25 protein-coding genes are annotated in these 25,177 nt (G+C 72.2%); 18 read left to right on the top strand and 7 right to left on the bottom strand.

From position 1 onward, the window contains the following. Positions 1-12 precede the first annotated feature (12 nt). A complete protein-coding gene (locus AC4BG9_RS11955) occupies positions 13-2,187 on the bottom strand; it encodes an RNA degradosome polyphosphate kinase (protein WP_490571320.1) in 2,175 nt (724 codons plus the stop codon). A 70-nt stretch (positions 2,188-2,257) separates the two neighbouring features. Here AC4BG9_RS11955 and AC4BG9_RS11950 point away from each other — a divergent pair, with 70 nt between their 5' ends. Beyond that, entirely contained in the window at positions 2,258-3,457 is a 1,200-nt protein-coding gene (locus AC4BG9_RS11950) for an oxygenase MpaB family protein (RefSeq protein WP_490571319.1), read from the top strand. 52 nt (positions 3,458-3,509) lie between these two features. On the opposite strand, the gene dtd is transcribed toward AC4BG9_RS11950, so the two are convergent. Further along, positions 3,510-3,935 carry a D-aminoacyl-tRNA deacylase gene (dtd, locus tag AC4BG9_RS11945; protein WP_490571318.1) on the bottom strand — a complete coding sequence of 142 codons (426 nt, stop codon included), beginning with the start codon at positions 3,933-3,935 and terminating at the stop codon, positions 3,510-3,512. Positions 3,936-3,995: 60 nt separating this feature from the next. Here dtd and AC4BG9_RS11940 point away from each other — a divergent pair, with 60 nt between their 5' ends. Continuing rightward, on the top strand, positions 3,996-4,826 hold the full coding sequence (locus AC4BG9_RS11940) for a beta-keto acid cleavage family enzyme (RefSeq protein ID WP_490571317.1): 831 nt from the start codon (positions 3,996-3,998) through the stop codon (positions 4,824-4,826). A gap of 225 nt (positions 4,827-5,051) precedes the next feature. On the opposite strand, the gene AC4BG9_RS11935 is transcribed toward AC4BG9_RS11940, so the two are convergent. Both AC4BG9_RS11935 and AC4BG9_RS11930 read right to left on the bottom strand, forming a co-directional pair. Next, a complete protein-coding gene (locus AC4BG9_RS11935) occupies positions 5,052-5,414 on the bottom strand; it encodes a DsrE family protein (protein WP_490571316.1) in 363 nt (120 codons plus the stop codon). Positions 5,415-5,457: 43 nt separating this feature from the next. Then, entirely contained in the window at positions 5,458-6,093 is a 636-nt protein-coding gene (locus AC4BG9_RS11930; RefSeq protein ID WP_490571315.1) for a hypothetical protein, read from the bottom strand. Positions 6,094-6,161: 68 nt separating this feature from the next. Here AC4BG9_RS11930 and AC4BG9_RS11925 point away from each other — a divergent pair, with 68 nt between their 5' ends. The 3 genes from AC4BG9_RS11925 to ygfZ are packed head-to-tail and all read left to right on the top strand — an operon-like array spanning position 6,162 to position 8,017. Continuing rightward, complete coding sequence (locus tag AC4BG9_RS11925) at positions 6,162-6,656, top strand: heme-binding beta-barrel domain-containing protein (RefSeq protein WP_490571314.1); 495 nt, start codon at positions 6,162-6,164, stop codon at positions 6,654-6,656. 7 nt (positions 6,657-6,663) lie between these two features. Beyond that, complete coding sequence (locus AC4BG9_RS11920; RefSeq protein ID WP_490571313.1) at positions 6,664-7,101, top strand: Fur family transcriptional regulator; 438 nt, start codon at positions 6,664-6,666, stop codon at positions 7,099-7,101. Continuing rightward, positions 7,070-8,017, top strand: a complete 948-nt coding sequence (ygfZ, locus tag AC4BG9_RS11915; RefSeq protein ID WP_490571312.1) for a CAF17-like 4Fe-4S cluster assembly/insertion protein YgfZ — start codon at positions 7,070-7,072, stop codon at positions 8,015-8,017. Before AC4BG9_RS11920 ends, ygfZ begins: the two co-directional genes overlap by 32 nt. A 49-nt stretch (positions 8,018-8,066) precedes the next feature. On the opposite strand, the gene mshD is transcribed toward ygfZ, so the two are convergent. Together mshD and AC4BG9_RS11905 are read right to left on the bottom strand one after the other, a co-directional pair. Continuing rightward, on the bottom strand, positions 8,067-8,870 hold the full coding sequence (gene mshD / locus AC4BG9_RS11910) for a mycothiol synthase (protein ID WP_490571311.1): 804 nt from the start codon (positions 8,868-8,870) through the stop codon (positions 8,067-8,069). Between the two features lie 23 nt (positions 8,871-8,893). Beyond that, entirely contained in the window at positions 8,894-9,622 is a 729-nt protein-coding gene (locus AC4BG9_RS11905) for a response regulator transcription factor (protein WP_490571310.1), read from the bottom strand. Positions 9,623-9,664: 42 nt separating this feature from the next. Here AC4BG9_RS11905 and AC4BG9_RS11900 point away from each other — a divergent pair, with 42 nt between their 5' ends. The 12 genes from AC4BG9_RS11900 to AC4BG9_RS11845 all read left to right on the top strand — a co-directional run bounded on the left by AC4BG9_RS11900 (position 9,665) and on the right by AC4BG9_RS11845 (position 21,967). Beyond that, a complete protein-coding gene (locus AC4BG9_RS11900) occupies positions 9,665-9,979 on the top strand; it encodes a MoaD/ThiS family protein (RefSeq protein WP_490571309.1) in 315 nt (104 codons plus the stop codon). A 163-nt stretch (positions 9,980-10,142) separates the two neighbouring features. Continuing rightward, positions 10,143-12,404, top strand: coding sequence for a carboxypeptidase-like regulatory domain-containing protein (locus AC4BG9_RS11895; protein ID WP_490571308.1), 2,262 nt, complete (start codon positions 10,143-10,145; stop codon positions 12,402-12,404). A gap of 122 nt (positions 12,405-12,526) precedes the next feature. Continuing rightward, entirely contained in the window at positions 12,527-13,042 is a 516-nt protein-coding gene (locus AC4BG9_RS11890) for a TlpA family protein disulfide reductase (protein ID WP_490571307.1), read from the top strand. A gap of 330 nt (positions 13,043-13,372) precedes the next feature. Next, the gene (locus AC4BG9_RS11885) at positions 13,373-13,822 is read left to right on the top strand and encodes a DUF4395 domain-containing protein (RefSeq protein WP_490571306.1); all 450 of its coding nucleotides are present in this window, start codon (positions 13,373-13,375) and stop codon (positions 13,820-13,822) included. Positions 13,823-13,886: 64 nt separating this feature from the next. Further along, positions 13,887-14,735 (top strand): sulfurtransferase, encoded by an 849-nt coding sequence (locus AC4BG9_RS11880; protein WP_490571305.1) that lies wholly within the window; start codon positions 13,887-13,889, stop codon positions 14,733-14,735. A 1-nt stretch (position 14,736) separates the two neighbouring features. Beyond that, entirely contained in the window at positions 14,737-15,033 is a 297-nt protein-coding gene (locus tag AC4BG9_RS11875; protein WP_490571304.1) for a DUF1416 domain-containing protein, read from the top strand. A gap of 198 nt (positions 15,034-15,231) precedes the next feature. Then, positions 15,232-16,518 carry an O-acetylhomoserine aminocarboxypropyltransferase/cysteine synthase family protein gene (locus tag AC4BG9_RS11870; protein ID WP_490571303.1) on the top strand — a complete coding sequence of 429 codons (1,287 nt, stop codon included), beginning with the start codon at positions 15,232-15,234 and terminating at the stop codon, positions 16,516-16,518. Between the two features lie 241 nt (positions 16,519-16,759). Continuing rightward, positions 16,760-18,211 (top strand): hypothetical protein, encoded by a 1,452-nt coding sequence (locus AC4BG9_RS11865; protein WP_490571302.1) that lies wholly within the window; start codon positions 16,760-16,762, stop codon positions 18,209-18,211. A 167-nt stretch (positions 18,212-18,378) separates the two neighbouring features. Continuing rightward, a complete protein-coding gene (gene metX / locus AC4BG9_RS11860; RefSeq protein ID WP_490571301.1) occupies positions 18,379-19,488 on the top strand; it encodes a homoserine O-acetyltransferase MetX in 1,110 nt (369 codons plus the stop codon). 134 nt (positions 19,489-19,622) lie between these two features. Next, positions 19,623-20,000, top strand: coding sequence for a hypothetical protein (locus tag AC4BG9_RS11855; RefSeq protein WP_490571300.1), 378 nt, complete (start codon positions 19,623-19,625; stop codon positions 19,998-20,000). After that, a complete protein-coding gene (locus AC4BG9_RS11850; protein ID WP_490571299.1) occupies positions 19,997-20,908 on the top strand; it encodes a hypothetical protein in 912 nt (303 codons plus the stop codon). Before AC4BG9_RS11855 ends, AC4BG9_RS11850 begins: the two co-directional genes overlap by 4 nt. A gap of 111 nt (positions 20,909-21,019) precedes the next feature. Next, positions 21,020-21,967 carry a hypothetical protein gene (locus tag AC4BG9_RS11845; protein WP_490571298.1) on the top strand — a complete coding sequence of 316 codons (948 nt, stop codon included), beginning with the start codon at positions 21,020-21,022 and terminating at the stop codon, positions 21,965-21,967. A 68-nt stretch (positions 21,968-22,035) separates the two neighbouring features. Here the strand turns inward: AC4BG9_RS11845 and AC4BG9_RS11840 are convergent, their stop codons facing one another. Continuing rightward, the gene (locus AC4BG9_RS11840; RefSeq protein ID WP_490571297.1) at positions 22,036-23,601 is read right to left on the bottom strand and encodes a sulfatase family protein; all 1,566 of its coding nucleotides are present in this window, start codon (positions 23,599-23,601) and stop codon (positions 22,036-22,038) included. A 105-nt stretch (positions 23,602-23,706) separates the two neighbouring features. On the opposite strand from AC4BG9_RS11840, the gene AC4BG9_RS11835 reads away from it, so the two are divergent. Continuing rightward, positions 23,707-25,176, top strand: coding sequence for a hypothetical protein (locus tag AC4BG9_RS11835; protein ID WP_490571296.1), 1,470 nt, complete (start codon positions 23,707-23,709; stop codon positions 25,174-25,176). Position 25,177: the final 1 nt, after the last annotated feature.

The following is a 25,177-nucleotide window of genomic DNA, read 5'->3' as shown; positions in this document are numbered from 1 at the left end:
CTCCCTCCGGACTCAGCGACGCCGGCGCTGGCGCTCGATGAGCGCCGACTGGAGGTGCACGTCACCCTGGTGGCGGCGCCACTCGCCGTCGGCTCCGAGCTCCCAGGCGCGGGTCCCGGGGTCGAAGGCGAGGTCGAGGACCGCGCCGAGCCGGTCGCGGTTGGCGTCGTCGGGCAGCCGCACCAGGACCTCGACCCGGCGGTCGAGGTTGCGGTGCATCATGTCGGCGGAGCCGATCCAGGCGGTCGGCTCGCCGCCGTTCTCGAACCAGAAGATCCGGCTGTGCTCCAGGAACCGGCCCAGCACCGAGCGCACCTGCACGGTCTCCGAGAGTCCGGGCACGCCGGGGCGCAGGGCACAGATGCCGCGGACCAGCAGCTGCACCGGCACGCCCGCCTGGGAGGCGAGGTACAGCGAGTCGATGACGGCCTCGTCGACCACCGAGTTGGCCTTGATCCGGATCCGCGCGGGGCGGCCGGCCAGGTGGTGGGCCACCTCGGCGTGGATCTGGTCGATCAGCCCGCTCCGGACGGTCGAGGGGGCCACCAGGAGGGTGTCGTAGGTGGCGTCGCGCGAGATCCCCGAGAGGTTGTTGAAGAGGTGGGCGACGTCCTCACCGATGGCGTCGTTGCAGGTCAGCAGCCCGAGGTCCTCGTAGGTGCGGGCGGTCTTGGGGTTGTAGTTGCCCGTCCCGATGTGGGTGTAGCGACGGATCCCGTCGGGGTCCTCGCGGACCACCATCGCCAGCTTGCAGTGGGTCTTGAGGCCCACCAGGCCGTAGACCACGTGACACCCGGCCTGCTCGAGCTTGCGCGCCCAGCGGATGTTGGCCTGCTCGTCGAACCGGGCCTTGATCTCCACGATCACCAGCACCTGCTTGCCGGCCTCGGCGGCGTCGACGAGGGCGTCGATGATCGGGGAGTCGCCCGATGTCCGGTAGAGGGTCTGCTTGATGGCCAGCACGTGCGGGTCGGCGGCCGCCTGCTCGAGGAAGCGCTGCACCGAGGTCGCGAAGGAGTCGTAGGGGTGGTGCAGCAGCACGTCGTGACGGCGTAGGGCCTCGAAGACGTCGACCGGCGAGGCGGACTCGACCTCGGCCAGCAGGGGGTGGGTGGTGGGCACGAACGCCGGGTACTGCAGGTCCTCGCGGGGCAGGTCGGCGATGCCGTGCAGCCCGCGCAGGTCCAGCGGCCCCGGCAGGGCGAAGACCTCGTCGGGCTGGACGCCCAGCTCGGAGACGAGCAGGTCGCGCATCCGGTTGCTCATGGAGTCCTCGACCTCCAGGCGCACCGGAGGGCCGAACTTGCGGCGCAGCAGCTCCTTCTCCAGGGCCTTGAGGAGGTTCTCGGCGTCGTCCTCCTCGACCTCGAGGTCCTCGTTGCGGGTGACCCGGAAGGTGTGGGAGCGGACGACCTCCATCCCCGGGAAGAGCCGCTTGAGGTGCTCGCGGATGACGTCCTCGAGCGGCACGAACCGCTGGTTGCCCAGGGGCACGAAGCGGCTGAAGATCTGGGGCACCTTGACCCGCGCGAAGTGCTCGGTGCCGGCCTCGGGGTCGCGCACGATCACGGCCAGGTTGAGCGAGAGGCCGGAGATGTAGGGGAAGGGGTGGGCGGGGTCGACCGCGAGCGGGGTGAGCACGGGGAAGACCCGCTCCTTGAAGATCCGCTTGCAGTACTTCTGCTCCTCGCGGGTCAGCTGGTCCCAGCGGACCAGCTCGATGCCCTCGTCGCGCAGCGCCGGGATGACCTCGTCGAGGAAGAGCCTGGCCTGGCGCTGCATCAGCTCGCCGGCATGGCGCGAGATGTGCTCCAGGATCTCCCGGGGCAGCAGCCCGGAGGCGGCCCGGACGGCGACCCCGGCCGCGATCCGTCGCTTGAGCCCGGCGACCCGGACCATGAAGAACTCGTCGAGGTTGCTGGTGAAGATCGCCAGGAAGCGGGCGCGCTCCAGCAGCGGCACGGAGGGGTCCTCTGCCAGCTCCAGGACCCGCTCGTTGAAGCGCAGCCAGGAGAGCTCGCGGTCCAGGAAGCGGTCGTCGTACTGCTCCACCGCGGCGACGGTCTCGGCGTCTGGGACGTAGGGCGGCTCGACGTCGAAGGTGTCGGGCGCGTGGGCGAAAGGCGCGGCCTCGACCGGCCCCTCCGCACTGCTCGCGCCGAGGTGGAGGGGGAGAGGGGAGGACATGTTGTCAGTGTGGCACTGCTCGGTGAACGCGGGGGTGACACGGTGGGAGGGGGTCCCTAGGGTTCCTGGAATGCCAGGCAACACGATGCTCTCGGACCACCGCGCGCGTGCCGTCCCGCGCCGCTACCGGCTCGACCCGCGCTGGTCCGAGCGGGCCGCGGCGCCGCTGCGGCTGGTCGCCGGCCCGGGCGCCCGGCCCACGTCCGCCGACGTGGCCCGGCTCCAGGAGGCGTTGCTGCGCCGCGACGAGCCCGGGGCGGCGCTGGCCGGCGCGATCCGCCGCGACCGCAGCGTCACCATGGGGCAGGTGACGCACGCCCTCGAGCGCGGCGTCGACGACGACACGCCCCCGGCGCTGCGCGCCTTCGCGGCCACCCTGGAGCCGCGCCCCGGCTGGGTCGACGACGAGCTGCTGGAGCGGGGGGCGCTGGCCTGCCGCCGGTTCGGGGTCGACGGGCTGCGGGTGCTGGGCCTGGGGTCGCTGCTGGGGGGCTACCGCACCGCTGCGGCGCTGGAGCCGCTGGTGCGGACCGGGCGGCTGCTGGGCTCCGACGCCGGGCGGCGGCTGGCCGAGACCACCGCGTGGTGGCTGGCGATCACCGCCCCCGGCGGGCTCGCGCCCCGGGCGCCCGGGTGGCGCGCGGCCGTCCACGTGAGGCTGGTGCACGCGATGATCAACGACCAGCTCGAGCGCGCCGACGACTGGGACTGGGAGCTGCGCGGCACCCCGATCAACCAGTACGACCAGGCCAGCACGCTGGGGGTCTTCAGCACCAGCTTCCTGCTGCACGCGAGGCTGCTCGGCCACCGCGTCTCCCGCCGCGACGGCGACGCGGTCATGCACCTGTGGTCCTACGTCGGGTGGCTGATGGGGGTGGAGGAGGAGTGGCTGCCGCGCACCGAGCGGATCGGTCGCCGGCTGCTCTACCGGTTCCTCGCCGGCGACCCGCCGCCCGACCAGAACAGCCGCGACCTCGCCCGCGCCCTGATCGCGTCGATCGACTCCGTCGAGCGCGGCCGCCTGGCCGCCTGCTGGGAGCGTGAGCGGACGTTGAGCACCGCCACCGGACTCCTCGGCCTCGGCGCGATGCGCGACCTGGGCCTCCCGGTCCGCCCGCCCTGGTTCAACGCCTGGCGGATGGCGGTCAACGTGCCCCTGACCCACGGCGTCGGCCGGCTCCCGGGGACGGCCCAGATGCGGCTGCGGCTCGGCAACGCCTCGATCCGGCGCGAGCTTCAGCGGCTGGAGCAGGACACCAGCGGGGTCTGACGGGGCGGGCCGGGCGGACAGCGGTCCCGGCGGTCCCGCGGTGGGCGCCGGCTCAGCGCTCGAGGAGCAGCGTGAACGGACCGTCGTTGACCGACTCCACCTGCATGTCGGCGCCGAAGATCCCCTTCTCCACCCGCGCTCCCAGCGCCTGCAGCTCGCCGCAGAACTCGTCGTACACCGGCTCGCTGACCGGCCCCGGCGCGACGGCCGCCCAGGTGGGTCGCCGCCCCTTCACCGCGTCGCCGTAGAGGGTGAACTGGCTGACCACCAGGATCGGCGCGTCCACCTCGCTGGCCGAGCGCTCCTCGGGCAGCACCCGCAGGCTCCACACCTTCCGCGCCATCCAGGTGATCTCGTCCGGGCCGTCTTCGTGGGTGACCCCGAGATAGACCAACAGTCCCGGCCCGTGCAGCTGCCCCACAACTCTTCCGTCCACAGAGACCGAAGCCGACATCACTCGCTGAACCACGGCGCGCACGAAGAACATCCTCCTGTTCGATGCTGGGGCAGTTGAGTCCGAGTCTGCCAGCATGGGTTCATGCCAGGCCCCCTGCTCATCACCGTCGCCCCGACCGGCGCCGAGACCTCCAAGGCCGACTGCCCCCAGCTGCCCACCACGCTGGAGGAGCTGGTCGCCACCGCGCGGGAGTGCGAGGCCGCCGGGGCGGCGATGATCCACGTGCACGTCCGCGACGCCGAGCACCGGCCCACCCTGGACGGCGGCCGGCTGCGCGAGACGGTCGCCGCGCTGCGCGAGAGCACGGACCTGGTGGTGCAGCTCTCGACCGGCGGATCGGTCCACGACCCGCTCGCCGAGCGGCTCAAGGTGCTCGACGCGGAGCCCGACTCCTGCAGCCTCACCATGGGCACCACCAACTTCGGCGACGACGTCTTCCTCAACCCGTGGCCCTTCGTGGTCGAGCTCTACCAGCTGGCCCAGGAGCGGGCGGTGGTGCCGGAGTTCGAGCTCTTCGACCTCGGGCAGGTGCACGCGTTGACCCGGCTGCTGAACCGCTTCGGGCTGCCGGCCGGCGGCAGGGTCCACGTCGACCTGGTGATGGGGGTGCCGGGTGGGATGGACGGCACCGCGGACGCCATGGTCGCCGCCGTCCGCGACCTGCCGCCGCAGGTCACCTCCTGGTCGGCGACCGGCATCGGCCGCTCCACGCTGCCGGTGATGCTGGCCTCGCTCAGCAAGGGCGGTCACCTGCGGGTCGGGATGGAGGACGTGCTGACGATCAGCCGCGGCGTACCGGTGGAGTCCAACGCCCAGCTGGTACGCCGCGCGGTCGCGGCCGGCGAGCTGGCCCAGCGCGAGCCGATGACTCCCGCCGCGGCGCGCGAGCTGCTCGGCGTGCGCCCCGCCTGACGCCCCCGCCCGCCCGCCCGCCCCCGCTCCCGCCGGACGTCATCGCGAGCGGTGCCCCCGGCGACCGCTGGTGATGACGTCCCGCGCGGGCCTGCCTGAGGTCATCGCGAGCGGTGCCCCCGGTGACCGCTGGTGATGACGTCCCGCGCGCTCCCGCCGGACGTCATCGCGAGCGGTGCCCCCGTCGACCGCTGGTGATGACGTCCGCGGCGGGGGGGGGGGGGGTCAGTAGACCAGCGCCTGGACGCCGTCGCCGAGGACCTCCTCGGCGAAGAGCGCCGCGCCGGCCACCCGTACGCCGGGCACCATGTCGGCCTCGACGAGCCCGCGTCGGGCGGCGCACTGGGAGCAGACGGTCAGCCGGCCGGCGCCGAGCACGGCGTCGCGCAACTGGGACAGCGGCGTGGCCAGCGGCAGGTCGAACTCCTCGGCGCGCCCCGGCACCCCCATCCAGGCGGCGTCGCCGGTGAGCCAGAGGGAGACGTCCGCACCGGCGGCGGTCGCCGCCGCCGCGACGGTGAACGCCTGGTTGAGGCGCTCGGCGTCCTCGGCTCCGCAGGTGACCTTGACGACCAGTGCGCGACTCATGGGGCCACTCTAGGTCGGGGCCCGTCCGGCGTCGCCCGGCTGCTCAGCCCAGGGCCGAGAGCAGCGCGGCGGCGGTGGCGAGCGCTTCGTCGGTGAGCCGCTGCCGGGGAAACGGGTCCTGCGGCGAGGGCATCGTCGAGGCGAAGACCTGGACGACGGTGGCGTCGACGGCGGCGATCACCTGGAGGGCGGGCTGGGCCTGCGACCCGCCCTGGACCAGCCAGGCCTCGCTCCCGTCGTCGAGCGTGGCGCGCGCGATCTCCCCGCCGGGCAGCTCCACCTCGTCCTTCAGCTCCGCGAAGGTCGGGGAAGACGCACCGGCCCTCTCCTCGAGGTACCACCAGATCCACACGCCGCGCTCGTCGGGCGACTCGGGCTCGCAGACCAGGGTCTCCCGGGGCTTGCGCGGCTCGATGGCGGCCTGCGTCACCCCGGTGATCCGGGCGAGCTGGTCCGCGGAGAGCAGGCACTGCGCCGCGTCAGGCGCGGCACCATCCTCGGACGGCGTCTCGGTCGCAGCGGGGGAGGCCGGATCGGGGGCCGGGCTGGGCGCCTCCTCGGTCGCCTGCCCCTGGCACCCTGCCAGCAGCCCTGCCAGCAGCAGGGTGCACGCGGCGAGCCAGAGGGCGCCGGTGCGCCGCCGGGGGCGGGACGGGCGGTGCGTCGGCTTCAGTCCCATGCCCGGGTCCATCCCCCCGCGGGCCGTCTGCCAAACCGGGCGGCCCGGCGCCGCACTACAGTGGCGGTATGCCGTTCGAGCTCCCCGACAACCTGCACCCCAACTGCGGCCCGGTCGCCTGGCTGCTCGGCACCTGGCGCGGCAACGGCCACGGCGACTACCCGACGATCGAGAAGTTCCAGTTCGGCCAGGAGCTGATCTTCACCCACGACGGCCGGCCGTTCTTCCACTACATGTCCCGCGCGTGGGTCCTCGACGAGAACGGCGAGAAGGTCCGTGACGGTGCCATCGAGACCGGCTTCCTGCGCTGCCCCGAGCCCGGCAAGGTCGAGTTCCTGCTCGCGCACAACACCGGGTTCGTCGAGGTCTGGTACGGCGAGGCCAGCGGCGGCAAGCTCGACCTGACCACCGACGCCGTGGTCCGCACCGAGTCGGCCAAGGAGGTCACCGCGGGCAAGCGGCTCTACGGCAACGTCGAGGGCGACCTGCTCTACGCCTACGACATGGCCGCGGTGGGCCAGGCGCTGCAGCCTCACCTGTGGGCGCGCCTGAAGCGGGCGTGAGCGGGCGATGACGGCGGGCTCCGACCACCTCGCCGAGGCGCTGCGCGGCAGCGGCCTGCGGCTGACCCCGCAGCGCCGGCTGGTGCTGGAGGCCGTCGAGGAGCTCGGCCACGCCACCCCCGACGAGATCCGCGACCAGGTCGGCGGGGCGGCCAACCTCTCCACCGTCTACCGCGCGCTCGACGTGCTCGAGCAGCTCGGCCTGGTCCGGCACACGCACCTCAGCGACCGGGCGCCCACCTACCACTCCGCCCGGGAGTCCGAGCACATCCACCTGGTGTGCCGGAATTGCCGCAAGGTCACCTCGGTTGACCCGGGGGAGGCCGAGGAGTTCCTCGGCCTGCTGCGGGCCCGGCACGGTTTCGTGACCGACGTCGGACACCTGGCGATCTTCGGACGATGTGAGGACTGTGATGAGCACGGCGACGACCAGCCCGTTCCTTGACCTGCCCGGGGCGGTGAGCGGCGATGGTGTCGACGCTCCCGTGGCGGCGCACTACGGCTCCTTCAACGTCGAGCAGCGCACCCTGGCCTCCGGCGACGGGTTCGTGGACCTCTCCCACCGCGACGTCTTCCGGGTCACCGGCCCGGACCGGCTGACCTGGCTCCACTCGCTGACCACCCAGTACCTCGAGGTGCTGCCCCCGCGCACCCCGACGCAGGCGCTGGTGCTGAGCCCGCAGGGGCACGTCGAGCACCACTTCCACGGGGTCGACGACGGCGAGACCTTCGTCGGCCACACCGAGCCGGGCGCCGGCGAGGCGCTGGTGCAGTGGCTGGACCGGATGCGCTTCATGATGCGGGTCGAGGTGACGCTCGCCGACGACCTCGCGGTGATGTGGCGCCCGGCCGGGGGTGGCACCTTCGACCTGGTGCCCCGCGACCAGCTCACGGCGTACGCCGAGGCGGCGGGCCCGGCGTGCGGCCTGTGGGCCTACGACGCGTTGCGCATCGAGCGTGGTGAGCCCCGGTTCGGCGTCGACACCGACCACCGCACGATCCCCAACGAGGTGGGCTGGATCGGCTCCGCGGTGCACCTGGACAAGGGCTGCTACCGCGGCCAGGAGACGGTCGCCCGGGTGCACACCCTGGGCCGTCCGCCGCGCCGGCTGACCCTGCTCCACCTCGACGGCACCGAGAACAGGCTGCCCGAGGCGGGCGCGGAGGTGCGCGAGGGTGACAGGGTCGTGGGCTTCGTCGGCTCCAGCGCCCGGCACCACGAGCTGGGACCGATCGCGCTGGCCGTGGTCAAGCGCAACGTCCCTGTCGACGCCCAGCTGAGCGTGGCCGAGATGCCGGCGACCCAGGAGGTCGTGGTCGACCCGGAGGTCGGGCTGCACGTGCGGCCCAAGCTGCGCTGACCGCCCTCGCCGAGCAGTGAGCTCAGCGACCCCTCGACGAGCAGGGAGCTCAGGGGCGGGCGTACATGACGTGCGTGTCCGCGTCGGCGTGCCGGAAGCCGAGCCCGGTGTAGGTCGCCACGGCGGCGGTGTTGTCGGCCTCGACGTAGAGGATGACCTCCGAGACGCCGCGCCTGGCCAGGTGGGCGAGCCCGGTGTGGGTGAGCAGCCGGCCCAGCCCGCGGCCCTGGGCGGCGGGGTCGATCGCGACCACGTAGACCTCGCCCTGCTGGGGCGAGTGCTGCTTGGTCCAGTGGAAGCCGAGCATCCGCCCCTGGGGATCGGTGGCGACGATCAGCCCCTCGGGGTCGAACCACGGCTCGGCCATCCGCAGCGCGAGGTTGTCGGCGTCCATCGCCCCCTGCTCGGGGTGGTGGGCGAAGGCGGCCGCGTTGACGCGCAGCAGCTCGTCGCGGTCGTCGTCGCGCCAGCTGCGCACCACCACGTCGGCCGGCTGGTCCAGCGGGGGCAGCTCCTCGGCGCTGCGGCGCATCACCCACAGGTCGCGGACCCGCTCCCAGCCGTGACGGGCCGCGAGCCGGGCGGCGGCGGGGTGGTTGCCGTGGCTCCAGGCGCGGGAGACCTCGGGATGCTCGGCGAGGGCCTGGACGACCAGGTCGCCGCCCACGCCGTGCCCGCGGGCCGGGGGGTCGACGAGGAGGGCCAGCTCGTGGTCGCGGACCAGGGCGAGGCCGTCGTCGCGGCGCAGCGACCTGACCCGGCCGGTGCGCAACGCCATCAGGGTGGCCTCGTCGAAGGGGGCGACGCCGTCCGCCGCCTCGGCGCGGGAGATCAGGGCCTCGAGGGTGGGCATGGCCCGAGCCTAGGCGAAGGCGCTCAGGAGTCGGCGGTCTCCGGCTCCGTGGAGCCCACCAGGCCGTCGCCGCGGCTGGGCAGCACGAAGCGGTAGCCGACGTTGCGCACCGTCCCGATCAGCGTCTCGTGCTCGGGGCCCAGCTTGGCGCGCAGTCGCCGCACGTGGACGTCGACGGTGCGGGTGCCGCCGAAGTAGTCGTAGCCCCACACCTCCTGGAGCAGCTGCTGGCGGCTGAACACCCGGCCGGGGTGCTGGGCCAGGTACTTGAGGAGCTCGAACTCCTTGAAGGTCAGGTCGAGGGGCCGACCGCCGATCCGGGCGGTGTAGGAGGCGTCGTCGACCACGACCTCGCCGGAGCGGATGACGTGGGCGTCGGGGTCGGCGGCGGCGCGGAGGGCCGCGAGGCGGCCGGTGGCCATCCGGATCCGGGCCTCCAGCTCGGCCGGCCCACAGGTGTGGAGCACGACGTCGTCCATGCCCCAGTCGTGGGCGACGACGGCCAGACCACCCTCGGTGACGACGAGCAGCACCGGCACGTCTGCGCCGGTGGTGCGGATCAACCGGCACAGGTCGCGGGCCTGGGCGAGGTCCTGGCGTCCGTCGACCAGGACCAGGTCGGCGTCGGGAGCCTCGAGGAGCGCGCTCCCCTCCGCGGGCAGGATCTTCACCGAGTGGGGGAGCAGGGTCAGCCCCGGCAGCACCTCGGCCGAAGGCTGGAGGGCGCTGGTGAGCAGCAGCAGCGTGCCCATGACCACCTCCCCACTCTCGCGACTTGGTGGATGATATCGGTCATGGACGTGCAGACGGGCGACATCGGTCCATCGGCTGGTCACGGTGAGGGCGGCATCACGCTGCGCTACTGGGCCGGTGCCCGGCACGCGGCCGGGGTGGCCAGCGACGTCGTGCCCGCCTCCGAGCCCCTCACCCTCGAGGCGCTGGTGGCCCGCGCGATCGCCCTGCACCCCGAGTCCGACCGGCTGGCAGGCGTGCTGGGCGTGTGCTCGGCGGTGGTCGACGACCGGCCGGTGGGCCGGTCCGCCCCGCACAGCGTGCTGGTCGCGCCGGGGTCGACCGTGGAGTTCCTGCCGCCCTTCGCAGGCGGCTGACGAGCCCGAACCCGCGCAAACTCTAGTGCTCGAGATCACTTTACGCCGTGGGTGCAGGATCCCGGCCCCCGCGAAAGTAAAAACGGTTAGCGTGCTCGCCAGGTCGGCATTCGGCTGACCGCGGGTAGAAAGGCACAAGATGGGAACGCAAATCAGTGGCGCCATGCGCCGACTGGTGTCTGCTGGGGCCGCGGGGGCCCTGGTCATGGGGGCTCTCTCGATGGGAGGCGTCCCTGCTTACGCCGCTGAGGACAACCTCCGCGGAACCTTGGTCGACCCGAAGGGCAACCCGGTCGACGGGTACATCGAGGTCTACACCGCCGACGGCGACTACGTCACCAGCGACTACGTCGACTTCGGCCGCCTGTCGACCACCGTGCCGGCCAACGGCACCTACAAGGTCTCTTTCGACTCCTACGACGCCCGCCTGCGCAGCGAGTACTACCTCGACCAGACCACCGAGGCCGCGGCCACCCCGATCGCCGTGACCACCGGCGTGGTCCAGATGTCGCCGTGGACGATCGACTACGCCCCGTACGTCACGGGCGCGGTCACCGACGCCGCCGGCCGGCCGCTCGTCGGCGCCAGCGTGGAGGTCTACGAGGCCTCCACCGGCAACTACCTCCGCGAGGAGTACACCCGCAAGGGTGGTGTCTTCGAGGTGGCCACCGGCGAGACCGACGTCAAGCTGCAGATCAGCGCGCCCGGCTTCGCGTCCGAGTGGTTCAACGACCAGGTCTCCCTGGCCACCGCCACCCCCGTCAACGGCGCCGGCGGCGCCAACGTGGGCAACATCGCGCTGACCAAGGGCGCCACCATCTCCGGTGCAGTGACCAGCGACGCCGGCGCCCCCCTCGACCGCATCCGGGTCACGGGCGTCAACTCCGCGACCGGCGCCTACTTCTCCGACTACACCGACGCCGCGGGTCTCTACCTGCTCGAGGGCCTCTCGGCCGGCTCCTACGAGATCTCCGTCTCGGACAACGAGATCGGTGAGTACGAGGGCGAGTCCTACAACAACGTGCCGTCGGGCAACGCTCCCAACCTCGTCCCCGCTGCCAAGGACCAGGCCGTGACGGGCATCAACTTCGCCCTCACCCCGCGGGTCGTCGAGCCGGTCACCGGCGTCGACCTCTCCGGCCTGGTCACCGACCAGAACGGCACCCCGCTCGTCGGCGTCAGCGTCTCCGTCAGCAGCACCCCGGCGGACTTCGACGACAGCGTCACCCAGAGCACCTACACCAACCGCAGCGGTGTCTACCAGTTCACCGAGCTGGACGGGATCCCGGACGACGCCATCAAGGTCGCCGCCAACGGCTTCGACGTCCGCGAGAAGAACTCCACGGGCATCGACGGCTTCGGCGCCCTCGGCGCCTGGTACGGCGGCACCGAGTCGTTCGAGAACGCCACCGCGATCCCGACGGCCGGTTTCCCCTCCACGGCCAACATCCAGCTCGTCCGCACGGGCGGCGTCACCGGCACCGTGACCTCCGAGACCGGAGAGCCCCTCATGGGCGCCGGCGTCACCTTCTACGACGAGGACGGCGACTCTGTCGAGGGCGTCTCGATCGAGTCCGACGGCACCTACAAGATCTCCAGCCTGCGCCCGGGCACCTACACGGTCTCCTTCTGGGGCGAGGACCACGTGGGCGAGTTCTGGAACGGCACCGTCCGCAGCAAGGCGACCAAGGTCGTCGTGCCCTCGGCCACGCGCGTGGGCGGCATCGACGCCTCGCTGACCAAGTCGCTGGTCGCCATCGACCGGCCGACCATCGCCGGTGACGCGCTGGTGGGCTCGACCCTCACCGCCGACCCGGGCGTGTGGAACGCCATGGGCCGCGCCAAGTTCAGCTACGAGTGGCTGGCCGACGGCGTCGCCGTGGCCTCGGGTCCGAGCCTGGCCCTGACCGCTGCGCACTTCGGCAAGACCATCGCCGTCCGCGTGGGCAACCGCGTCGAGGCCTACGACAAGGTCTACTCCGGTATCGCGGTCAGCGACTCCACCGTGGCCGTCAAGTCCGGGACCTCCACCAAGGCCAAGGCCAAGAAGGGCAAGGTCGCGGTCAAGGTCTCGGCGCCGTCCATCGCTGCCTCGGCCGTCGACGGCAAGGTGGCCATCAAGCTGGTCATCAACAAGAAGAAGATGGTCAACGTCGGCTCCGCCAAGGTGAAGAACGGCAAGGCCAACGTCAAGATCGCCAAGGTCCTCAGCTCCAAGAAGTTCAAGAAGGCCATGAAGAAGCTGAAGGGCAAGAAGGCGAAGAAGGCCAAGGTCGCCTTCGTCTTCAACGGCAAGAACTTCGTCGAGTCCAAGTCCACCGTCTCGAAGCAGAAGCTCGAGAAGGCCAACAAGGGCAAGGCCGGCAACAAGGGCAACAAGGGCAAGAAGAACAAGAAGAAGAAGGGCAAGAAGGGCAAGAAGTGACCTTCTGATCCTCAGGAGGCCCTGTCCCGGCGTTGCCGGGGCGGGGCCTTCTGGCATTTCCGCCGGGCCGGGGCCCGGACGGGCGGGGAATGGTCGGCCCGGGTGGCGGTGTTGACGCCGACGTGACGACCGGACAGTGGGTGCTGCTCATCGCCGTGGCCGCCGCGGCGGCGTTCGCCGGGTGGCGCGCCTGGAGCGACGGCCGCTGGCGCCAGGCCCCGGCCCCCCGAGACGCGGACGACGAGGCGCCCCGGGCGGCACGCCGGGAGTCCGGGACGGTGCCGGAGTCCTCGGAGGAGCAGGCCGTCTCCCTGCTCGCCGGCACCGACCTCACCGACGCGCTGGGGGAGCGCGCCACGCTGCTCCAGTTCTCCAGCGCCTTCTGCGCCCCCTGCCGGGCGACCCGCCGTACCCTGGCCGAGGTCGCCGAGTCGATGAGCGACGTCGCCCACGTCGAGGTCGACGCCGAGTCCCACCTGGAGCTGGTGCGCCGCGTCAAGGTGATGCGCACGCCCACCACGCTGGTCCTGGACGGCCAGGGGCGCGAGGTGGCCAGGGCCGCCGGCGTGCCGACCCGGGAGCAGGTACGGGGCGTGCTCGCACGGCTCGGGCCGAGCGGTCCCCGCGAGCCGGCCTGACCAATATGTGGACGCCCATTCCGCATGGTGAGATGCGCATTTCTGCTCCGCGCCGCCTGCACCTAGTCTCGTCACCATGAGCTCGACCTGGTTGACGAAGCGGCGCGCAGTGGATCACTGCCGCATGCGCTCGTCCCTCTGTCGAATGTCCTGAGGGGCCGACCCCACACTCGCTGCGCCCGGCCGTCCGGCCGCTCCCGCAGTCCGTCGCCCCCGCGCCGTGCGCCGCTCCGCGGCTCCGGCCCGTCTGCCGTGAGAGATCCGGCCGGCGTGCAGCCATGCAGTGACAAGGCAGTGACCAGGCTCAGTCGAGCAGGACAGGACCACCCCATGAGCACCCAGATCGATCCGCGCGGCCCGCGCTTCGCCGCCGCGCTCACCACGGTCGTCCTGGCCGCGGTGCTGCTGACGGCGCCCGGGCCGGTGGCCACCGCGCTGCTCGCCGTCCAGGCCCTGGTCTTCGCGGTCGGGGCGCTGCGCGGCGTCCAGCACACGCCGTACGCCTGGCTCTTCGGCAGCCTGGTCCGGCCGCGGCTCGCCGCTCCGGCTCACCTCGAGGACGCCGCGCCCCCGCGCTTCGCCCAGACCGTCGGTCTCGCGTTCGCCGTGGTCGGCCTGGTCGGGCTGCTCTCCGGCCTCACCGTCCTGGGCCTGGTCGCCACCGGCTTCGCGCTGGCCGCGGCGCTGCTCAACGCGGTCGTCGGGTTCTGCCTGGGCTGCGAGCTCTACCTGGTCGGCCGCCGGCTGGGCCTCGGCTCCGGCGCCCCCCACCCCTCCTGACCCCCGTCCCCACGCTCCACCAGCACGTCGAGAAGCACACCCCACCGAAAGAGAGAAGCAACCCATGAGCCGCGAAGACTCCCTCGTCACCGTGCAGTGGGTCGAGGACAACCTCGACACCCCCGGCATCGTCCTGATCGAGGTCGACGAGGACACCTCCGCCTACGACAAGGGCCACATCCGCAACGCGATCAAGCTCGACTGGACCACCGACCTGCAGGACCAGGTGCGTCGCGACTTCGTCGACAAGGCGGGCTTCGAGAAGCTGCTCTCCGAGCGTGGCGTCAGCAACGACGACACCGTGGTGCTCTACGGCGGCAACAACAACTGGTTCGCGGCCTACGCCTACTGGTACTTCAAGCTCTACGGCCACCGCGACGTCAAGCTGATGGACGGCGGCCGCAAGAAGTGGGAGCTCGACTCCCGCGAGCTGGTCCAGGAGGTCCCGACCCGGGCGCAGACCACCTACACCGCCACCGAGCAGGACCGGTCGATCCGGGCCTTCCGCGACGACGCGGTCGCCGCGATCGGCGTGCAGAACCTGATCGACGTGCGCAGCCCCGACGAGTACGCCGGCCGCCTGCTCGCCCCGGCCCACCTGCCGCAGGAGCAGTCCCAGCGCGCCGGCCACATCCCGACCAGCCTCAACGTGCCGTGGAGCAAGAACTGCAACGACGACGGCACCTTCAAGTCCGACGAGGACCTGCGCAAGCTCTACGACGAGGTCGGCATCGACGACTCCTTGGACACCATCGCGCTGTGCCGCATCGGTGAGCGCTCCTCGCTGACCTGGTTCGTCCTCCAGGAGCTGCTCGGCTTCAAGAACGTCAAGAACTACGACGGCTCCTGGACCGAGTACGGCTCCCTCGTCGGCGTGCCGATCGCTCTCGGCGACCAGCCCGGGGAGGCCTGAGATGTGCGGAGCGACTGAGGGCGGCCTCTCCCTGGACGGCGTCAACGTCGCCAAGGAGGCCGTGATCCAGGGGCAGGTCACCCGCGGCGGCGAGCCGGTCGGCTCGGCCTACGTGCGCCTGCTCGACGCCACCGGCGAGTTCACCGCCGAGGTCCCGACCTCGGCCAGCGGCCACTTCCGGTTCTTCGCCAAGGACGGCGACTGGACGCTGCGCACGCTGGCCCCCAAGGCCGACCCGGTGGACCGCACGGTCCGCGCCCAGATCGGCGAGGTGGCCGAGATCGCCATCGCCGTCTGACCCTCGACGACGCCCCTTCTCGGGGAGGCGTCACGCGAGCCCCCGAGCCCCTCGCCGCCGCCGGCGGGTGGGCCGGGGGCTCGCGACGTCACCCGATCCGTGGACGGCCGGCGCCCCGGCAGCCCCAAATGTCTACTGTTCTGCTCTAGTTTGAGCAGCAGTCACGAGCACCCACGCAGCACCCGACAGGAGCACCACATGACCTACCGCCCCGAGACCCTCGCCGTGCACGCCGGACAGGAGGAGGCCGACCCGACGACCAACGCCCGGGCCGTGCCGATCTACCAGACGACCTCCTACGTCTTCAACGACACCGAGCACGCGGCCAACCTGTTCTCCCTCGCCGAGCCTGGCAACATCTACACCCGGATCATGAACCCGACCCAGTCGGTCTTCGAGGACCGGATCAACCAGCTCGAGGGCGGCGTCGGGGCGCTCGCGACGGCCAGCGGCTCGGCGGCCACGACGTACGCGGTGCTCAACCTGACCTACGCCGGCGACAACATCGTGGCGCTCTCCACCCTCTACGGCGGCACCTACGCGCTCTTCGCCCACACCCTGCCGCAGTTCGGCATCGAGGTGCGCTTCGTCGACCCGGAGAAGCCCGAGGAGCTGGCCAAGCACGTCGACGAGAAGACCAAGCTGGTCTTCGGCGAGACCGTCGGCAACCCCAAGATCAACGTCATCGACATCCCGGCGTGGTCCGAGGCGGCACACGCCGCGGGCCTGCCGCTGATCATCGACAACACCGCGCCGACTCCCTACCTGGTGCGCGCGCTCGAGCAGGGCGCCGACGTGGTGGTGCACTCGGCCACCAAGTACATCGGCGGCCACGGCACCTCCATCGGCGGCGTCATCGTCGACGCCGGGAAGTTCGACTGGGCAGCGCACTCCGACCGGTTCCCGGGGCTGACCAAGCCGGACCCGGCCTACCACGGTGCGGTCTGGACCGAGGCCGCCGGACCGGCGGCCTACATCATCCGGGCCCGCACGGTGCTGCTGCGCAACACCGGCGCCGCGATCACCCCGATGAACTCCTGGCTCTTCCTCCAGGGTCTCGAGACGCTGCACCTGCGGATGGAGCGGCACAGCGACAACGCGCTCAAGGTCGCACAGTTCCTCGAGGGCCACGACGCGGTCTCCTGGGTGAGCTACCCGGGCCTGGAGTCCAGCGCCTACAAGGAGATCGCGGACCGCACCTTCACCGGCAAGGGGTACGGCGGCCTGCTGAGCTTCGGCCTCAAGTCGGGGCGCGAGGGCGGCAAGACGTTCATCGAGTCGCTGGGGCTCTTCAGCCACCTGGCCAACATCGGCGACGCCAAGTCGCTGGCGATCCACAACGCCACCACCACCCACAGCCAGCTGACGCCCGAAGAGCTCGAGGCCGCCGGCGTGCCGGAGGACATGGTGCGCCTCTCGATCGGCATCGAGAACGTCGAGGACCTCATCGCCGACCTGGAGCAGGCGCTGGCTGCTGCCAAGTGAGCACTGCCGACCTGCGCCGGTCCGGCTGACCCTGCGCCGGTCCGGCTGACCCTGCGCCGGTCGAGCTCGTCGAGACCACGGGCCGTCCCCACCTCCTGGGGGCGGCCCGTCGTCGTTCCCCGGATGTTTCGGATCGCTCACGCGTCCCCAGTTCTGGGCCTACCGAACCGTAGGTTGCGCCTCTAGGGTGAAGGGGCGCCGTCTTGGCAGGGACGGCGCTGGTCTTGGGAAGGGCCCCGCCATGAGCGCACGCGTCCTCAGGTACGTCCGCCCTCTGATCGCGGTCGCCCTGGTGGCCCTGGTCTCCGGGATGCTCCACCTCACGGCGACCTCGGGTGCCGGGGCGACCACGGTCCCGACGCCCAGCGACCCCACGCCCAGCGAGGGGCCGATCTACCTCCAGGGCTGGGTGAAGGCGGGGGACGGAGGATGGAGCCCCTACGTCGACAACCCCTCCCTGACGCTGTGGGCCAGGGAGGGCGGCACCGGCCCGTGGCAGCCGCGTCACGAGCTGCGCAGCTACAACGACGGGCTCTTCCACAGCGATCCCCTGGAGCCGGGGACCTACCGCCTCGAGGTGCGGGCGGAGGGCTGGATCTCCGAGTTCCACCCCGACGCGGTCACGGTCGAGGACGCGCAGGACATCGTCCTGACCGGTCCCGGCATCTACAACGTCCACCCCGAGCTGCGGCGCGGCGCCCGCGTGCTGGGTGGGCGTCTCACGGTGCGCGGGGAGCCGGTGCGGGTCACGGACGCGGTGGTCTCGCAGGTGCGGGACGACGGCTCGCTGGTCTACAGCTCGAGCACGGTCACCGACGAGGACGGCGCGTGGTCGGTCCGGGTGGACTCCGGGCGCTACCAGGTGCGCTTCGGGCAGCAGCTCCCCGCGGCCGACCCGGTGTGGCTGGGGACCGCCGGGACGCGCACCACCGTCGAGGTGTCCACGCAGGACCTGACGCAGGTCGACCTCGACCTCCGGGGAGGGGTGCTCCAGGGACAGGTCGCCGAGGACGGGGTGAGCCGCGTCGCCGACGTGCTGCTCGAGACCTGGGGGCCCGGCCCGGGGCCGACGTCGTGCGTCGAGGCCGGGGTGCTGCCGCTCCGCACGGAGGGCCAGTTCTCGGTGGTGGGACTCCGGGCAGGAACGTACTTCGCCAGCTCCCGCCCCCTCTATCCGGACGGGCCCTTCGAGGCGACGATGCCCGGTGGCCTGCCCTACCGTCCCTGCGGCGAGGGGTACGACGGGGTCGGCGTGCTCGTCGACGAGGACCGCGCCGCCTTCGTGGAGATCGAGCCGCGGCGCGTGGGGTCGTCGCCCAGCCCCAGCATCGACCCCAGCCCCAGCCCCAGTCCGAGTCCCAGCACCGACCCGAGTCCCAGCACCGACCCGAGCCCGACGGCGGGTCCGAGCCCGACGTTCGACCCGACGCCGTCGCCCGTCGACGGTCCGCTCCCCTTCGTCCTGGGGATCCCCAGGGTGGGCGGGGTGCTGGTGGGCCTGCCGTGGCCCCGTCCGGGGTGGACGGTCGCCCGCCAGTGGCTCCGGGACGGGAAGCCCGTCCCCGGAGCGACCGGCACGCTCCACGTCGTGCGCAAGGCGGACCGGGGCACGACGCTCTCGTTCCGCGTCACGTACTCACGAGCGGGCCAGCAGCCGTCCGTCGTGACCAGTCGCGGGGTGCGGGTGCGATGACGTCCCCGCTCCTCGCTGCCCTGAGGACCCGCCCACCGCCGGGGTGGTCGTCGGCACCGTCACCGGCGAGGCTCAACGTGTTCCGGCAGGACGTCGCGGCGGTGCGCTGAGGGGTCGCACCCCTGACCAGCCGGGGTGCTGATCGGCTGAGCAAGTAGGGTCGCCGCGTGAGCGGCACCCTTGGCTACGTGGAGACCCAGCGCGCCGTCGTGGCCTCCGAGACCGACCCGCTGCACCTGCGTGGCGGCGGCCGGCTCGACCACGTCGAGGTCGCCTACGAGACCTACGGCGAGCTGTCGCCGGCCCGCGACAACGTGGTCTTCGTCTGTCACGCCCTGACCGGTGACGCCAACGCCGCCGGGATGCACGTGGGCGCGAAGAAGCGCGGCTGGTGGGACAACCTGATCGGGCCCGGCAAGCCGGTCGACACCGACCGCTTCTTCGTGGTCAGCCCCAACCTGCTGGGCGGCTGCTCGGGGACGACCGGGCCGCTGTCGATCGACCCGGCGACCGGGTCGCCGTACTTCCTGGACTTCCCGCTGCTGCACATGAGCGACCTGGTCCAGGTGCACCGCCGGCTGCTGCGCCACCTGGGGGTGACCAGGCTGTACGCCGGGGTGGGCGGCTCGCTCGGCGGCATGCAGGTGCTGCAGTGGGCGATCGACGCACCCGACGAGCTCGACCGGGCGGTCGTGGTCGCCGCCTCCTCCCGGCTCACCCCCGAGAACATCGCCTTCTCCGCGGTGGCGCGGGAGGCGATCATGGGCGACCCCGACTTCCACGGCGGGCGGTACGCCGAGCACGGCGTCACCCCGCGGCGCGGGCAGAAGGTGGCACGGATGATGGCGCACATCACCTACGTCTCGGGGCAGTCGCTGGAGCGCAAGTTCGGCCACCGGCGCGACCGCACCGGCGATGACTGGACGCTGGCTCCCGACTTCGCCGTCGAGCACTACCTGCAGCACCAGGGGGAGACGTTCCTGGACCGGTTCGACGCCCTGAGCTACCTCTACCTGACCCGGCTGCTCGACTACTTCGACCCCTTCGGCGACCCGGCGACGGCCGAGGCGCTGGCCCGGACGACCGCGCGGTTCCAGGTGACGTCGTTCGACTCCGACTGGCGCTTCGACACCGCGCAGTCGGTGCGGATGGTCGAGCGGCTGCGGGCCTGCGGGGTCGACGTCGACTTCGCGGAGATCGCCTCGCCGCACGGGCACGACTCCTTCCTGCTGCAGCCGCCGGGCTACCACGAGCGGGTGGCGGCCTTCCTGGCCTGAGCCGCCCCGCCCCTCGCCTCCTCGTTCCAGCGGTTGAGATGTGTCAGGAGCCGGGTTTGGGACGACGCTGCGGGGGTCATCTTCCGCTCGGCGGCGCGTTCCGGCCGCCTGGGGGAGGGAACGGGGGGGGCAACATGCGGGAGATCCTGATCGGGCGCAACGACGTGGTCCGGGAGGTGCGGGACTGGCAGCACGTCGTCGCCCTGATGACCGAGACGTCGGGCGACTTCGGGTCCGCGAACACCGGGGCGCTACCGCCCCGCGTGCAGGCCGTCGGGCAGGAGTTCGCCGCGGCCTGGGCGGTCTACGCCAAGGAGGCCGCCGACGACGCGGGCGACATCGTCACGGCGCTCGAGGAGACGCTGCGCGACTTCGACACCACCGACGGCCACCTCGCGCAGACCTTCACCCAGCTCGCCGTCGCCTGCCCGGGCGAGCCGCCCACCCCGCCGGAGCCGCCGGCGATGCCGGCCTCGCCCGGCCTCGCCTCACGACTGGGCCCGCTGCCGTGACCACCGCGAGCGTCGAGATCGCGATGCCCGTCTCCCGGCCCGACCCGCTCTTCAAGCCCGAGGGCGACCCGGCCGGCATCGACGCCCTCGCCGGGGTCGTGCTGGAGGCGGCCGGCCGGTTCGACGAGTTCTCGGATGAGTCCGCGCAGTTCGGGCGGATGCGCGGGTGGGGCGGCGACAGCAGCGCCGAGTACGTGCGCAAGTCCAAGCGCGTCGCGGTCCGGGCCGGCCGGATGCGCAACACCCTCAAGCGGAGCGGGCGGGTGCTGATCGCCTGCGCCGACCGGCTGCGCAACCACCAGCGCACCTACGACCAGCACGTGGAGCGCAAGAGGCGGCTCGACGACCGGGTCGCCGCGCTCGCCGCCGAGATCAACGGTGCCGGGACGGTCACCCCCGAGCAGGTCCAGGCGTTCCAGGCTCGCGCCGAGGAGCTCGACCGCATGTACCAGGCCCTGGTCGAGGACGACCGTGCCCTGGCCGAGCTGGCGACCAGCAACGAAGAGCTCCTGGTCGACACCCTCGACTCCGCCACCGACCGCGACGACGTGACCGCGGTCGACGGCGGCCGTCCCGAGATCGCCCAGCGCGCGATGGCCAAGAAGGGCGCCCCGGGCGAAGACACCTCCCCGGCGGAAGTCCGGGAGTGGTGGCGCGGGCTCTCCGCCGACGAGCGCCGCGCCGTGGTGGCGTCGTACTCCCACCTGGTCGCCGGCGCGGAGGGGCTGCCTCCCGAGGTGCGGGAGCGGGCCGACCGGATCCGCGACGAGTCGGTCACCACCCGGCTGGCGGCGAAGACCGCTGACGGCACCGTCGGCCAGGACGAGGTCGAGCGGCTGGCCAGGCTCGAGCGCGAGGCCGCCCGGGAGTCGCGGGAGCAGGCCGAGTCTCGCGCGGCGGGACGCTGAGGCACCACCCGGTCTCCCCAGCCGGTGCTCCGGCTTCCCGCCACGTGGGTCGTGCACAGGTGGGCGGCGGCAGACCGCGCGATCCCCTCTGCTCTCCATGACGCTCCTGTCATGGAACGAGACGATTGGCGCCCGGTCTGCCGGCCGGCCACGGTCGCGCCGCCGGTGCCACTGGACCCCTCAGGCGTCCACGGCCCGACCCGCGGGCAGGCGCGAGGCAGGAAGTGGCGGAGGGTGGGCGGCGGCTTCTACGTGCCGGCCGAGGTGCCCCGGACCCCGGAGCAACGAGCCGCCGAGGTGGCGCCGGCACTGCCGCCCGGTGGGCTGGTCACGGGCTGGGCGAGCCTGAGGCTCGCCGGCGGCGGATTCTTCGACGGACTCTCCGCCGACGGCTCTTCGTGGCTGCCGGTGCCGATCCGCATCCCGCACGCATACCGCCGGGCAGTGCCCGGGGCCAGGACGATCCGTACGACGGCCCCCGCTCCCGGGTGCCGGCGGCAGTCGATCCCGTGCAGCGACGTGGAGACGGCGGTGCTCGACGAGATGATGCTCGCCCCGCACGACCGGGCGGCCGTGGTGGTGATGGACATGGTCCTGGCGGCTGGCCTGACCAGCTCGGCCCGGGTGCGCGCCCGCCTCGACGACGACGTACGCCGACGTGGCACCCGCCGGGCCAGATGGGCCCTGGGGCTGGCCCGGGAGGGCAGCGCCTCTCCCCGGGAGACCGCGATGAGACTGGTCTGGCAGCTGGACGCCGGGCTGGGGGAGCCGCTGCTCAACGCGCGGGTGGTCGACCCGGCGGGGCGGCTGGTGGGCGTCGCCGACCTCCTGGCCCCCGAGCTCGGGGTCGCGGGGGAGTACGACGGCGCCCTGCACCGCTCCCGCTCCCGTCACCGGTCCGACGTCGACCGGGCGGAGCGCTTCCGCGCCGTCGGGCTGGAGACCTTCACCGTGGTGGCGGGGGACAGCACCCAGGTCCAGGTGCGCCGGATGCTGGCCGCCGTGGAGCGGGCCAGGTCGTCGTCCCAGGCCCGGCGCTGGCGGGTGGTGGAGCGGTGAGGGGAAGCAAAAGCACCATGTCGGCGCTGCCGACGGTGCTTACGCTTCCCGCCACGGCTGGGCTGAGGTCAGCGCGGGCCGGGCACCTTCCCGAAGGTCCGGTTGCAGGCCGCGCCGGCGCAGCGCATCAGCCGGGTGGCCCGCTTGTCGAGCGCGGCGACCGTACGCCGGTACTTCGGCGCGCGGGCGACGTTGCGCATCTCCCAGGGGTCCCGGGCGTGGTCGAAGAGCAGCCGCTCGCCGGTGTTGACGTCGCGGGCGTAGGCGTAGCGGTCGGTGCGGACGCCGCGCAGGCCCCAGCCCTTCCAGCGCAGGTTGCGGTGCTTGCGCGGCTTGTACTTGTCGCCGGTCTGGATCAGCGTGGTGTCGCGCCACGGCTGGGTGCCACCGAGCAGGGTGCGCTTGAAGGAGACCCCGTCGACGTCGAGGCGCGGCTTGACCGAGCCGAGGTCGGCCATGGTGGCGACCAGGTCGACGAGGGTGACCTGGAGGTCGGAGGTGGCGCCGGCCGGGACGCCGGGGCCGGTGGCCACCAGCGGGACCAGCAGCGCCTCCTGGACCAGGTTGTTCTTCTTGTGCAGGCGCCGCTCGCCGAGGCTGAAGCCGTTGTCGGAGGTGAAGATGACGTAGGTGTTGTCGGCCTCGCCGGCTTCGTCGAGCCGGGCGAAGAGGCTGGCCACGGCGTCGTCGACCGACTGCAGCGAGCGCACCCGCGCCTCCCAGCGCTTCTGGACCTTGCGGGTGTTGATCCGCTGCTTGACCGCGATCTTGCGGGGCAGGCCGCCCTCGACCTTGCGGTTGAAGGAGGGCGCCTTGATGGGGGGCGCCACCTTGTTGACGGGGTAGTCGGCGTGCCGCTTGGCGGGGGGTGGGTCGACCAGCCCGCCGGGGCCGTACTGCTGGCGCTCGTGCGGCCCGATGTGGTTGGAGAGCAGCAGGAACGGCTTGTCGGCGGCCGCCATCTTGCGCACCGCGTCGTCGGTCTTCTCCGCGATCCGGTCGGTGACGTAGTCGTCGCGCCACTGCTCGTTGCCGAAGAAGCGGAAGCGGTAGTAGTCGGTGGGGTTGCCGGTGATCGGCTCCCACACGTGCCAGCCGGGGTCGCGGGGGCTGTCGTGCTCGTAGCCGTTGGCGTGCTTGCCGATGAAGGCGGTGTTGTAGCCCTGCTCGGCGAACCAGGTGCCGATGGTGTTCCTGGTCTTGATGCGGCCGTAGCCGCCGTACTTCGACTCGTTGTGGCGTACGCCGTTGTTCTGCGCGTACTGCCCGGTCAGCAGCTCGGCGCGGGCCGGGCAGCAGAGCGGGTGCGGGGAGATGGCGTCGGTGAAGGCCAGGCCGCGCTCGCGCATCAGCGCCTGGGTCTTGGGCATCTCGTCGAGCTCGTCGGCGCGCATGTCGTCGGTGAGGACCATGACGATGTTGGGGCGGTCGTCGCTGCCGTCACCGGCCTCGAGCCGGGAGGAGTCGATGGTGGCGTAGGGCAACAGGTCGCCGGCCTCGCGGGCCGATGACCCCGCGGTCGGCTCCGGGTCGCTCGGCTCGGCGGCGCCGGCGCAGCCGGCGAGCCCCTGGAGGAGCAGCGTCGCACCGAGCGACACCGCCATCGTCTGTCGCAGTCGCCGAGCCAGATGCATACGGGCGATCCTGCCATCGCGGTGGTCAGAGGGTTTCCCGAGGTGTGCAACGGGGCAGGAGGGGCGCGCAGGGACGAGCGTGCGCGGAACGGATGCGGGAGAGACATGGAGCAAGGTCGTACGACGGGGAGCAAGGTGGCGCTCGGAGCCGTCGTCTTCGTGGTGGTGGCGGTGATCGTGGCGGCGCTGGCGGTCTCGATCACCAGTCGGGGGAGCGGGTCCGACGACGAGGCCGGGGCCGGCGAGGGCGGCGGCGCGACGACCGCGCAGCCCATCGAGGAGACCCCGGCCCCCGAGCCGGTGATGATCGGCGACAACCCGGCCGTCCAGGCGTGCGCGCTGCTGCCGGTGGAGGTGGTCGAGGCGGCGACCAAGCCGATGTCGCCCCGCGGCTACGTCACCCAGCGGATCCAGTCGGTCCCGGTGTCGAAGCAGGAGGTGAAGCGGATCTCCCGGACGGTCGGTGAGAGCGTGGACACCAGCTGCCGCTACCTCTACAACGACCACGACCTCGACCCGAAGCGCAAGAACTCCACGCTGCTCCAGGTGGACGTGCGCAACTTCGCCGACGCCGAGACCGTGGCGAAGAAGATGCGCCGCACTGAGCGGTCGGGGACCGGCAAGGAGCTGGCCTACCTGCGGCGCACCAACGCCGAGCAGTGGATCATCGACCTCGAGATCGACAGCGCCAAGCGGTCCGGCGGCGTGCCGGTCAAGGGGCTCGACGGGGTGCTCCACGTGAAGGGCGGCCGCAAGTTCGTGGTCGGGCACGGCCACGCGATGGTCTCGGTCTCGCTGGGGACCTCCGACATCAGCACCTTCACGCCCCCGCCGCTGACGCCGAAGGAGTACCGCCAGCAGGTGCCGGTGATGAAGCAGCTCTTCGCCACGATCGCGGAGCGCATCGCCGACCCGGCGATCGCCGGGCAGCCGCTGCCCACCAGCCTCGACGGCTCGACGGAGTCGCCCGAGGGGATCGCCTGGCTGGAGCCGTGCGAGGTGCTCACGCCCGAGATCTTCGAGGAGGTCTTCGGCAAGGCGGAGACCGACCAGCCCGAGGTGATGTCGCTGCCGCGCTCCCCCGAGGAGCGCCGCGCGATCGGGTCGGAGCCGTTCACCCAGGTGTCGTCCAGCTCGTGCACCCGCCAGGTCAGCGAGAGGAACGCCCGGGGGGACATCGGCTACACCGCAGACCTGACCGTGGAGATCCGCTTCGCCCAGGACGCCGTGGAGGCCCTGGAGGTGCTCGCGGCCCACTTCGTGCGGACGACGTACCCGCAGCATCTGTGGGACGAGGTGACGATCGACCAGGCCAGGGTGATCGGCCTGGTGAATCAGCTCGACGGGACGGCCGCCGACGTGGCCTACCTCTTCGACGACAGCAAGCTCAAGGGCGACACCCGGAAGGCCTACTTCACCGTCGGGCCCTACGAGGTGGCGCTCACCGGGCTCGGACCCCAGGGGAAGAAGGGCCTCCTCGACTACAAGCCGCACACCGCGGAGCAGTACCAGACGGCGACCGACCTGCTGGCCGAGCGCGTCCGCGAGCTCTCGGGTCTCGACGCGGAGGAATGAG

The organism is Nocardioides sp. Z40_12 (genome assembly GCF_058215795.1).
This window is presented reverse-complemented; position numbering and strand designations above follow the sequence as displayed.